Source organism: Paenibacillus sp. EKM206P, assembly GCF_011066155.1.
GTDB lineage: Bacteria > Bacillota > Bacilli > Paenibacillales > Paenibacillaceae > Paenibacillus > Paenibacillus polymyxa_D.
In genome coordinates, this window is sequence record NZ_JAAMNQ010000003.1 from 47,268 (window position 1) to 59,834 (window position 12,567).

The following is a 12,567-nucleotide window of genomic DNA, read 5'->3' on the forward strand; positions in this document are numbered from 1 at the left end:
AAAATCGTAATTTGCCGGACAATAGTCTGTTAAATGCTCTTTATGAGCACAACATGGTCTTCCGGTTATCCATAGGGGGAAAAAGAATGGGTACAAAACCAATAGTAAGGTTCTGCTTGGCGTTAACCATATCCGCCGCCATGCTTCTGGAGATCACTGCTCCGCACATGGCTATGGCTGATGCTGCACAACGTACAGAAAGCACGTTGTTAAACGATAAACAGAGTCAATCAACAAAAACAATCTCAACGCAGGTTAAAAATATCCCGACACTGAAATTGGATAACAATCTGGCATCCATGACGAAGAAAAGAACCATTAAAGCTAGATTTAAGCTTCCGAAGGGTACCAATATAAAGAAAATAAGCTGGACTTATGGTGGCAAGCCATTATCGGAATGGAAATCGTACAAGGATCACGATTATAATGGCGCCCCCTTTATCACCGTTACTCAGGTCAAAGCAGAAAACGGAGAAGTCACTGCCAATATCAATTTTGGTCTTACTTACGGTACGGAAAATCTTGCCGAACCGAGTCTACAGCGTCCACTGTACGCCTCATTGATGGGAACCTATGAACTGGCTGCAGCAGTCAACGGCAAAACCGTTGCCCAGGCCCCCATTAAGTTGGTCCCATACGACAGCTTCCGTACGTATGATGAACTGAAGCCGGAGATTGATGCGATTACGGCACAAGCAGCTCAAAAAAACGACAGATACATTAAAACGATGTCGATCGGCAAATCCGTTGAAGGCCGCGATATGTATATGACTGTGGTTGCCAAAGATCAAGCAACGATTGACAAATATCAGAATGTAACTCATCCTGCCATGCTGAATGATCCTGCAAAGCTGGAGAACGATATTCAATCAGGTGCATTCGGAGATTATCAAGTGCCCATCTGGATCAACAATATTCATCCAAATGAAGCGCCGGGCTTTGATGCGATTATCAATTATTTTAAGACCATGGCTCTCGATAAAAATGTTACGTACAAGACCACCTCGTCCAATGGAAAATCGAGTACGGTCACTCTGAATATGGATGATGCGCTTGAACATGTGTTTTTCCTGTTCCTGTATACGGAAAATCCAGATGGAAGGGTGCATACCGAACGTTATAATGCTGAATACTTTGACTTGAATCGGGATAATTCTTATCAAACCCAGCCTGAAACACGCAGTGTTACAGAGCAAATTGCCAAGTGGTCGCCGATTTCTTTCCTAGATCTGCATGGCTTTGATAAGAATTTTCTGATTGAGCCTACCACACCGCCTCACGATCCGAATATTGAATACGATCTGCTTATGGATAACATGGTAGAACAGGCAAAAGCGATGGGTGAAGCAGGTATAGCAAACACAAAGTATGATTACTACCATATTCCTTATGAAGAACATCGTAAAACAGTCGAAAATCCTAAATATGTTTCCAAGGGGACTTCTTCAGGATGGGACGATGCGTCTCCAGCCTATACAGCTGTCTTCGCCATGCACCATGGTGCAATGGGACATACGCTGGAAACACCTGAATCGAATGAAGAGTCGACCAAAGCATTGTATTATAGTGTCGCTGCAGCAACCGATTATGTTATGCAAAAGAAAGAAAATTTATTTTTGAACCAGCTAAAAGTATATGAACGTGGAATCAATAACATCGATGATTATGCCGTAGATCGGTATCTAGTCAATGTCAAAAATCAAGTTATTGGCCGCCCTCGTCACGGTAATGAGAATTTTTTTCCTGAGTATTACGTTTTGCCGATCGATAAGAGTCTTCAAAAAAATCCGCTGGAAGCTTATCGGATGATTGAATATCTTATCCGCAATGGAGTAACGGTTGAACGCTCGACAGAAGCTGTAAGTACTGCTGGCAAAACCTACCCTGCGGGTTCATTTATCATAAATATGCACCAGGCCAAACACGGCATTGCAAACATGGTTTTATATGATGGTATTAACGTCTCAGATTATGCTTCCGTAGCTGGCGAGATTGTGCAGGATTTTCCTGTCCTGCGAGGATTTGAACGTGATGTGGTTAGAGAAACCGGAGTGTTTGCGGGCAAAACTTCTCCGGTGACTTCCGTATCGATTCCGGCCACACCAATGCCGAATGATTCTGCCTATGTCTTAATCCTAAACACCAATAACGATGCCATCAAAACGGTTAATGAATTGCTTAAATCCGGCAAAGTGGTTACGATGCTATCCAAAAGCGGAACAGGATATGAAGCGGGTGACTTTGCAGTCGCCTATGATGATCTGAACCCGCTGGCCTCGAAATACTATCTTGATGTCACGGCATTCGGCAATAACAAACCCGTTGGTAAAGTTCTTAAACCTTCTACGGTAGCCGCTCTCGGCGAATCGGCTTATGTGCTCAAAAATCTCGGTTTTAAAGTGACCGATGATCAGCAGCATGCCGATGTGTTGGTGAATACATTCGATTCCGATAAACTTGTCGAGAAAGGGAAACCATACATTGCTTATGGAAATATGGGGATGGGTAACGTGAAAAACTGTATTCCTCAATTTGCGTTTGCTGGACCGACATGGGAAAGATACGAAGGGGTCTTCCTAGCGAATGTCAAACAGGATAATGTGATTACAGCCCCTTACGATAACGAAGAATACTTCTACACCGTTACAGGTTCTTACATTACGAAACTACCTAAAGCTGCAAAAATTCTTGCAACCATTAGTAATAAAGAAAACTTCTTCAAAGCGGGCTGGTGGCCAGGTCACGATGCTGCAAGAGGAAAGATTATGGCCTTCACCTATATAGAAAACAAAAAGAATATTACTGTGTTCTCTAATGATCTCACCAATGGTGCTCATTCGCAGCAACAATTCCGTTTGCTGGCCAATTCCATTTTTAATGCTGTTCCCAGCAAATCCTAAGTAATTTTGCAAACAGCCTTATTCCAGTGATCAACTGTGAATAAGGCTGTTTTCGCGATAAAACGGTTTCGCCTACTGTGACATTTTGTTTACAACTTGATCAAACTTTAGCGACATCTGCAGGATATATTGGACTATAGCGTAACATCATCCTGTACATGCGGGTTGATGAAAAATACGAGTCCAGGATTTTCAAGGAGGAATGCAAGTTGCTAAGCAGTATCAAACTGATAAGCAGATCCGTCAGAGAGTATGAGGAAGAGGCCAATATCAAAATACGAGCCTTTTCCGTAAATAGCCAATTGAATGAAAATCAAGTAAATGAAAAGACGGTTGCTAATAAATTAGATGATAAAGAAGTAGATACAGCAGGTATATCCAATTCATCCTACGACGTTACACAAACCGATATTCCTTCTCGAAGCTCTGTAGAAGAGTCGAAAAGAAGGCGGGGCACCGGGCGTCTTGTAGCACTTGATGCAGTACGAGGAATGGCGGTGCTGGGAATGTATTTGCAGCACTTCGGATCGAACCCAAACGTTTCTGCGATTGTTTCCGGAAACACGACACTATTATTCGTATTGTGCGGGGGGATATCTTATTCCATTATGGCACAGCGCATGATGGAACGGGGAGCGGATACGGCCGCTTTCCGTGCGCGAATGCTAGCCCGTGCAGTATTTGTTGATATTATTGGTTATTTGCTTATTATGCTGAACACTCCATATGGCATCATTTTGCCTGCCTATTCAGCTATGTTTGTGCTGGCCCTTATGTTATTTCGCCGTTCGACCCGCACCATTGTTACAACAGCAGCAGTTTTGCTCGTGACAGCCCCGCCGCTAATGATTCTGGGATCAAGTATTTTCTCAAAAGCTTATCTTCTTGGTGATATTGCAGGAGGTCCAATGTCTGCTATCGCCTTGATCCCTGCATTTGTTACTGGTATGGCCATTGGCCGCTTTGACCTGACCAGATTACGCACAGCTCTCATACTCGCAGGCAGTGGTATCGTTATGCTTGTTATTGGCAAAGCACTGGCTGCTTTTGTACTTCCGAATTGGAGTCTCCACTTTGAACAATGGCTGGTAAGGATGCAAGGAGTTGCTCCTGTACAGCCACCGGATGAATACGCAATTTGGCCGCTTAATACGGAATCACCAATGTGGCATATGCTCTTGCAGTCGGCTCCGCACACCGCTTCGACCTTCCAAACGATGATAGGATTAGGAATTTCATTCTTGGTATTGGGCGTTGCATGTCTCATATCCAAAAAAGCCTCTACTGTATTATTGCCTTTTGCAGCAGTCGGACGTATGGCTCTGACCATGTATGCCATTCAATTTGTAATAGTTTGGTTTCTGTATCTGGCAAAGATTGGGCACAGTCTGGACGGAGTTCCGTTCGGCGACGTAATAGTTGCAGTTGTTACACTGTTGCTGGGATTGTTGTTTGCTAAGCTTCCTGTTGGTCCGCTTGAAGGATTGATGCGCCGTTTTGACCGATTGTTCTGCCCTACCCAACCAGTCTCACAAACAGTAAAGTAGATAGCCTTCTTGATACTCTATATTTATAGTCATAGAAAACATCGGATTTCAATTAAAACAGACTGATCAAAATCACAACAGATAAAAAATAAAGGTTTTGTGAATTTAGTTATTTATTTCCAGGTTTTAAGTATTGCCTATGTTGTACAATGACAACAAGTTTACCCCAACTAAGTCCTGATAATATCAGGATTTTTTTATATTTAGGGGAGAATGACAACAAGTTTGCCTCTTTCGTAAAGGGGCGGCTATAGTTAGAGTTACTTTGTGGAATGACATGATTATTTTTTGTTCCAATCTACAATACATATCGATGTTTTGTATCTGTTAGATTTAATTTTTTTTGTCCAATTAAAGTGTAGAAGATCACCATATGATTTTGCTCGTCGTTTCTAATATGGGTGTAAAGTGTGGTTTTTTTGGGATCAGAATGACCGAGCATTTAAGTCCACAGAAGTTTGGGCTTTTCTTTGATAATTAGAAATTCTTTTTTGTGGTATGAGAGCCCTAAAACCCCAGATGATATTTGTATCTTTATCCCACATCAAGCATCTCTTTATAAGACGAGTATTCTCTTTTTCATTAATACCCGCAGCTTTAAAAATTTCTTTGTTCGTTAGAGCATGATGCTAGTTGGCAAGATAGAGAAGTTGAACTTAGAGATTTTTAACTCAATACAAGACACAATGATTCAAATTCTAATATCACAGATTTTTTTGTATTAACCTCCATCATAGTTATTTTTTGACAGTTCCGTACGAGCACTTAAGAAATAGCCCCATCTTTACCGTCGGGTCAAAAGAAGAAAAAACTTTATCGCTAACGCCTTCTTACAATTGGTGTTTAACAATCCTGTCTCCCTCAATAAAGCTATCGGAAACGTAACTTTTGCATCAGACGCCCGTAATAACTAGCACTCTCATTATGTTGGGCAAGTTTTATTAGTTACTGGAGTAGAGGGTTGGTATCAAGTAGACGGAAAACCAGTTCAATTCCTTAAAACAGGCGATGTGGTAAACATTCCACCGAACGTAAAATATTGGCATGGGTTACGAAGGATAGTTGGATTTGTATACTTAGTACTCACACTGGGGTGATACAGACCGGTTAGAAAACGTAACCGAGAAAGAATATGAAAACTCTTTTAAAAAAAATGAAAAAACAAGCAGAAGCGGCAGCCAATCGGCTGCCGTTGTTTTAGTGTTTCGTTATATACTGTGACCTTTATTGAAAAGGAAAAAGGTCATTTTCTTTACAGAATATAATACCGATTAAAAACTTCTTTCTAACAAGGTGCCAACTTGTGTGGCCATGACTTGCGGTGAATAGGGCATTCCATTTCGAATCCACCATTCAATGACCCCTACATAAGCAGTCCCAGCATATTGCAACATCACATCTTCGACTAATTCCGTATTTTTCCCGCTTTCTTTGTCAATCTCCCCTTTGAACCCTTCCATGAAATAAGCAAGTAGCCGCGTTCTAAAAGATGAAGGTGTACCTTTTGATGCTGCTAGCATGGTTGAAAAAAGCAAATAATTTTTCTCAAAGTACTCGAAATATGGAACAAGAGCATCAGCCCACTCCGTCTGACATGCCCACGTATCCATTTCTTTTAATTCATTAATGTGTGTTTCCATGATTTGATCTAATAAATCATATTTGTCCTGATAATGAAGATAAATTGTACCGCGGTTTACGTTTGCCTTGTTTGCAATGTCTTGAATGGTAATGTCATCGAAGTTTTTTACAGCCATCAGTTCAATAACGGCTTTTTTTAAGGATTCTTGCGTTTTTAGGATTCTCCGATCCACTTTAATCATCTTGTCTTTTCCCCCTGATCAAAAAATAATGAACACTTTTCGTGATGATGTTGCTATTTCAACAAATTGCGCTTTTTTAACCATTGAACTTAGGTTTCTTTTTTTATAATAATAGACATAAGTTGATAAAACAACCAGTATTGTTTATTCGCTCTCCGTGGCTTACTTACCTAAAAAAAGGAGAACTTAAATTTAGAAAAGAGGGTGTTCACATGGTGTTTAATAAAGAAGTGTGGATAATCATTACTAATTTCTAAATAGCTAACTGATAAAAATTCTATTCATTGGAGGTTATATATGATTAATGCTAATGCACGTGCTGTGTTCGGTCCAGAAGGTTCTACAGTTGAGCGCAGGGATCTTAAGCCGCATAATATTCTCATTGAGATCAAGTATGCGGGTATTTGCCACTCTGGCATCCATACTGCCCGTGGAGATTGAGGGCCAGTCCAATATCCTCCCGTTCCAGGACACGCTGGAATTGTCGCCCAGATTGGTTTGGAAGTCACAAAGTATACTGTTGGTGACCGGGTAGGAGTTGGCTGTATGGTTGATTCCTGTGGAGAGTGCGAGAGTTGCCGTAGAGGAAAGGAGCAATATTGTCTTAATGGACATACGAGTACCTACGGAGTCATCGATAGATATGGACAATATACGCAGGGAGGTTATTCCACCCATATCGTTGTAATAACGGAGGATTTCGTGGTTCGAATTCTAGACGGCATTAATCTTGATGTCGCCGCTCCACTTTTATGTACTGGGATCACAACGTATCCGCCGCTGCGCCATTGGGGTGTTGATTCCGGCTAAAATATAGCGGTCGTTGGATTTGGTGGACTCGGACACATGGTGTGAGATCGCTCATTCTATGGGGGCAGAAGTAACAAACCCATAACATCTAAAGCAAATGCGTTAGTTTAAAGAAAGCATTAAAACAATCATAGGAGTAAAAGGAATGAAATATAAGACCCAAAAAAATTCTCTCGGTTTTGCTCTAATATTGGCCATATTTTCGGCGTTGGGGCCGTTTACCGTCGATATGTATCTTGCATCACTTCCGCAAATCGCTGTTTTTTTTGGAACAAGCGCAACTGCGGTTCAAGCGAGTTTAACCACTAGTCTGTTAGGATTAGGGCTAGGACAGTTGATAATGGGACCATTAAGCGACATTTATGGAAGACGCCAGCCTTTGTTGATTTCCATGATACTATATATCCTTTCCTCTATTGGATGCGCTTTTGCACCAAGCATAGGATGGTTTATATCTTTAAGATTTATACAAGGGGTTGCTGCGTCCGCTGGACTTGTTATTTCGCGCGCTATTGTTCGAGATCGGTTTAGTGGGATTGAAATGACTAAGTTTATATCGTTGCTGACAATGATAAGCAATGTGGCACCGTTAATTTCCCCTACGGCTGGAAGTACGGTTATGTCATACAGCTCTTGGTTAGGTGTATTTATATTTTTAGGGGTGCTAGGCATAGGGTTAACTGGGATAACCATATGGGGGTTAAAGGAAAGCTTACCTGTACAACAACGTATTTCAGGCAGTCCCCGTGCGTTGATGAAAAATTATAATAGCTTATTCCGAAAGCGGTCTTTTATAGGGTATGCTCTAGTCAATGGCATATTGTTCGCAGGTGTTTTTGCCTATGTTGCAGGTACCCCATTTATTTATCAAAACATATACGGCGTGTCGCCGCAACTGTTTTCAATCCTCTTTGCGTTGAATGGCCTTGCTATTATCTTGGGATCTCAATTCGTCAAACTGCTTGCAGACCGGGTAACGGAAAGTCGATTGTTTTTGATCGGAATAATACTAGCGTTTATATCTTCTGCTGCAGTCTTATTTATAGTACTAGTACATGGAGTATTATCAGCTATGTTTATTTCGATCTTCTTATTCGCTTTATCCATTGGGATCATTGGCCCCATCTCTTTTACATTAGCAATGGAATCGCAGGGGCATATTGCAGGGGGCGCGTCCGCCGTGCTCGGCACTTTACAATTCGCATTAGGTGCCGTTACGTCTCCACTTGTGGGAATTGCAGGCGAAAATTCTGCTATACCTTTTGGAATTATTATTTTTTCTACAAGTTTATTATCTATAATTACCTATCTCATTCTGGTTAAAGGGATAAAAAAATTATCCGGTACCAAAAATAGCTTTGAATCCAATACTTAACCAATCGCTTGCGAACATTAAGATCTATGCGAGGCCCCAGCATTCTAAGACTTGAGTATAAAAAACAGGAGGATCTAAAATGCAAAGTGTTACACTAAACAATGGTGTCGAGATGCCGATACTCGGATTTGGGGTTTATCAAATTGATGATGAAAATGTATGCGAAGAATCGGTTTGTAATGCCCTAATGGAAGGTTACCGCTTGATTGATACCGCTGCTGTTTATAGCAATGAAAAAGCAGTCGGTCGTGCCATCAAGCAGAGTGGCGTGCCCAGAGAGGAAATATTCGTTACAACAAAGCTTTGGATTCAGGATGCAGGTTACAAGAGTGCTAGGAAAGCATTCGAAACATCACTGAAAAAACTGCAACTGGATTATTTGGATCTGTATCTCATTCATATGCCCTTTGGCGATATCCATGGTTCATGGCGTGCGATGGAGGAATTATATCATGAGGGGAAGATCAGGGCAATCGGCGTAAGTAACTTCCTAAATGATCGCCTGATGGATTTAATCGTTCATCATGAAATCGTTCCTACTGTAAACCAAGTTGAAACGCATGTATTTACACAACAAGTAGAAAATGCTCAATTTATGAAGGATCACCATGTTCAGATTGAGTCCTGGGGACCATTTGCTGAAGGGAAAAATGACATTTTCAAAAATGAAGTATTGGCATCAATAGCTGAGAAACATCATAAATCCGTGGCTCAAGTTGCTTTACGTTGGTTGATACAAAGAGGAATTGTTGCGATTCCAAAGTCCGTTCATAAGGAAAGAATTATCGAAAACTTTAATATCTTTAACTTTGAAATGAGTAGGGAAGATATGGAAAGGATTGCTACGTTGGATTCCAAAGAGAGTTTAATCTTATCCCTTCACGATCCTGAAAACGTGGAACGGCTCAGCAACATGAAAATTCGTAACTAATTTTGGGGAGGCCTTATCACAAAATGCTCAAACCCAACAACACTATGTTCACGTAACAGTACCCAAGTCCTTCCCATATATCGATTCAATTCCACATATAAACATATGAATGGTTATAATGGCAGAGAAGTGTGTGAAAAAGTAAACTGAAAGAACGGTATTTAAGATGGTAAGTTAATTACTAGGACATATTGAATCTATTCATAAGCACATATTGTCAACAGGGGGAAACATGGAGTTAAGAGTGCTTCGTTATTTTCTTACAGTCGCTCGTTTGGAAAGTATTACGCATGCAGCAAATGTACTACATGTAACACAGCCGACATTAAGCAGACAATTAGCTGACTTAGAAAAAAATTTAGGAACTCAATTGCTTATTCGCGGGAAAAAAAAGGTGTCATTAACGGATACTGGCATGCTTTTACGTCAGAGGGCAGAAGAAATCCTAACGATTGCGGATAAAACAGAGAGAGAATTCAAAGATCAAAATAATCTGGTTGGAGGGACTATCTCTATAGGAAGCGTCGAATCACTAACATCGCATTATTTATTTCAAACATTAAAAGCTTTTCATGAAGAGTATCCACAGGTTAATTATTATATTTATAGCGGAACAGGGGATGATATAAAGGAAAAAATAGACAAAGGATTACTTGAAATTGGGATTTTATTAGAGCCCATAAATATTGAAAAATACGATTTCATCAGATTGCCTCAAAAGGAACGATGGGGAATTCTAACACAGGCTTCATCCCCTCTTGCACAAAAAGAATATGTTACTCCCAATGATCTTGTTGGAGTTCCTTTACTTCTTTCTAGTCGTCCAACATTACAAAATGAAATTGCTAATTGGTTTGCTGATGAATATGAAAATATACATGTTCTAGCCACATACAACTTAATTTCTAACATAGTTAATTTTGTAGATAATGGTATGGGAACTGCTATTTGTATTGAAGGTGCTCTTGCGATGACAGGTTCAAAACATCTTTGCTTCAGACCATTTTTTCCAGAACTCAAATTTAGTTGTGTTATTGTTTGGAAGAAACACAAGATTTTTAACCAGGCTACTTCTCACTTAATTCAATTAATCAAGTATGCCTCACAAGCATAATAAAACATAGATTATAGGTATTGGATAAGGTTATTTATCTAGTGATATCTTAAAGGTGCAGCTTGAATGAAGCCTTTAAATATTACTGATAAATAACTTTTTTTATTTAGCAGGTAAAGTTGTTTATGTTTAATAAATAAAAGGCGTAATTCATTGTTCAACAACAAGAAGAGGGGGCATTTTCTAATGAGCAAAAAATATGAAAAATTAGCTCAGGATATTGTAGAGAAGATTGGTGGTAGTGAAAATGTATCAACACTAACTCATTGTATGACAAGGCTTAGATTCGCACTAAACCAAAATAAAAAAGCCGATCAAGACGCTATTAAAGCTTTAGATGGCGTGATTGATGCGATTGAAAGCGGCGGACAATTTCAGGTGGTTATTGGCACCCATGTTGAAGAAGTATATGAGGAAGTGATCAAATATATAAAACATGCAGAAAATATAGATGATACATTATCTAACGAAAAAAATGTAAGCGTTTTTGGCAAATTAATCGATTTTATTTCAGGTACATTCAGTCCAATCGTTCCGGCTATTGCAGGCGCGGGAATGATAAAAGCGCTATTGGCTTTGCTGATCTTATTTAATGTAGTTTCAAAAGCGTCACAAACTTACTATGTAATCAATTTCATGTCGGATGCCATTTTTTATTTCTTACCCTTCTTATTAGCATATTCGGCTGCAAACAAATTAAAATGCAGCCCTGTACTGGCACTTGTGTTGGCTGGGATATTGCTTCATCCGAATCTGGATCTATTGAGAACTGCGGGTAATAATGTTAGCGTTTTTAATATTCCATTGACACTTGTTGCTTACAGTTCATCGGTTGTTCCGATTCTATTAACCGTGTGGGCGCAATCCTACATTGAACCATTCTTTAAAAGAGTCATTCCTAACGCTGTAAAAATTATTTTTGTTCCGATGTTTACCATTCTGGTTGTTGGATTTATTTCCTTAACTGCACTAGGACCGCTAGGTTCTTTCTTCGGAACATATTTGGCAATGGGGTTTGATTTTTTGGGATCGCACGGAGCATGGGTGGTCATTTTCATAATTGCAACCTTCTGGCCACTCCTTGTTATGTTTGGACTTCATCACAGTATCGTTCCGTTATCATTGGCTCAAATCACGACATTGGGATATGAAAATATCATTGGACCTGGAGCCATGATATCCAATATTTCGCAAGGTGTAGCCGCGTTGATTGTCAGTTGGAGAACAAAGGATACAGTATCCAAGCAAATCTCCACTACAAGTGGAATTACAGGCTTAATGGGAATTACAGAAGCAGCACTTTACGGTGTTAATTTACCTAAAAAATATCCTCTTGTTGCGGCTATGATTGGATCCGCTGCTGGAGGGCTTTACGCAGGGGTTATGGAAGTTTCACGTTATGCAACAGGTTCATCAGGGCTTCCAGCTATTCCGCTTTATATTGGAGAAAACATTTGGAATTTCTATAATATACTCATCGCATTATTAATTACAACGGTTATAACTGCAGTGCTTACCTATTTATTAACCTTAAAATATGAGAAAGAAACGTCTGAGCAGAATAAAGTCACCACAAACGATAAAATCATCACACTTAAAAATACGGTTATTACAAGTCCTATCAAAGGTGAAATGATTCCATTGAAGGATGTTCAAGATGCGGCCTTCTCCACAGAAGCAATGGGAAAAGGAATTGCCATTGAGCCAAGCGAAGGAAAAGTGGTCGCTCCTTTTGATGGGAAAATTGTTTCGCTGTTTCCCAAGAAACACGCAATCGGTTTACTCTCCGATGATGGGGTTGAAATACTCATCCATATAGGATTGAACACCGTTAAACTGAATGGGAAGTACTTTGAAGCTCATGTTGAAGAGGGTCAGAGAATTACCAAGGGACAGACACTAATCACGTTTGATTTGGAGAAAATCAGAGAGGAAGGATATGTTACCCAGACCCCGGTGATCGTTACGAATACTTACAGTTATGCTGATGTGCTAACTAATAACAGTAGTGCAGTCACTGATTTTAACAATGAGTTGTTAGTCCTAATAGTGTAACCATATCAAATT

The 12,567-nt window shown here is 40.0% G+C and carries 7 protein-coding genes and 1 pseudogene; 7 read left to right on the forward strand and 1 reads right to left on the reverse strand.

What is annotated here, in order from left to right:
• The first annotated feature begins 86 nt into the window (after positions 1-86).
• Together G9G53_RS06960 and G9G53_RS06965 are read left to right on the forward strand one after the other, a co-directional pair.
• Positions 87-2,900, forward strand: a complete 2,814-nt coding sequence (locus tag G9G53_RS06960; RefSeq protein WP_165146424.1) for a M14 family metallopeptidase — start codon at positions 87-89, stop codon at positions 2,898-2,900.
• Positions 2,901-3,109: 209 nt separating this feature from the next.
• Complete coding sequence (locus G9G53_RS06965) at positions 3,110-4,447, forward strand: DUF418 domain-containing protein (RefSeq protein ID WP_165146427.1); 1,338 nt, start codon at positions 3,110-3,112, stop codon at positions 4,445-4,447.
• Between the two features lie 1,271 nt (positions 4,448-5,718).
• Here the strand turns inward: G9G53_RS06965 and G9G53_RS06970 are convergent.
• Positions 5,719-6,270 (reverse strand): TetR/AcrR family transcriptional regulator, encoded by a 552-nt coding sequence (locus G9G53_RS06970; RefSeq protein WP_165146430.1) that lies wholly within the window; start codon positions 6,268-6,270, stop codon positions 5,719-5,721.
• A 297-nt stretch (positions 6,271-6,567) separates the two neighbouring features.
• Between G9G53_RS06970 and G9G53_RS06975 the strand changes: the two are divergent.
• From G9G53_RS06975 to G9G53_RS06995, 5 genes and pseudogenes are all read left to right on the forward strand, one after another.
• A pseudogene (locus tag G9G53_RS06975) lies at positions 6,568-7,156 on the forward strand (alcohol dehydrogenase catalytic domain-containing protein); the annotation flags it as partial.
• A gap of 69 nt (positions 7,157-7,225) precedes the next feature.
• A complete protein-coding gene (locus G9G53_RS06980) occupies positions 7,226-8,455 on the forward strand; it encodes a multidrug effflux MFS transporter (RefSeq protein WP_069011874.1) in 1,230 nt (409 codons plus the stop codon).
• 79 nt (positions 8,456-8,534) lie between these two features.
• Positions 8,535-9,386 (forward strand): aldo/keto reductase, encoded by an 852-nt coding sequence (locus G9G53_RS06985; RefSeq protein WP_165146433.1) that lies wholly within the window; start codon positions 8,535-8,537, stop codon positions 9,384-9,386.
• Between the two features lie 232 nt (positions 9,387-9,618).
• A complete protein-coding gene (locus tag G9G53_RS06990; protein ID WP_165146436.1) occupies positions 9,619-10,500 on the forward strand; it encodes a LysR family transcriptional regulator in 882 nt (293 codons plus the stop codon).
• A gap of 186 nt (positions 10,501-10,686) precedes the next feature.
• Positions 10,687-12,555, forward strand: a complete 1,869-nt coding sequence (locus G9G53_RS06995) for a beta-glucoside-specific PTS transporter subunit IIABC (RefSeq protein WP_165146439.1) — start codon at positions 10,687-10,689, stop codon at positions 12,553-12,555.
• Positions 12,556-12,567 lie beyond the last annotated feature (12 nt).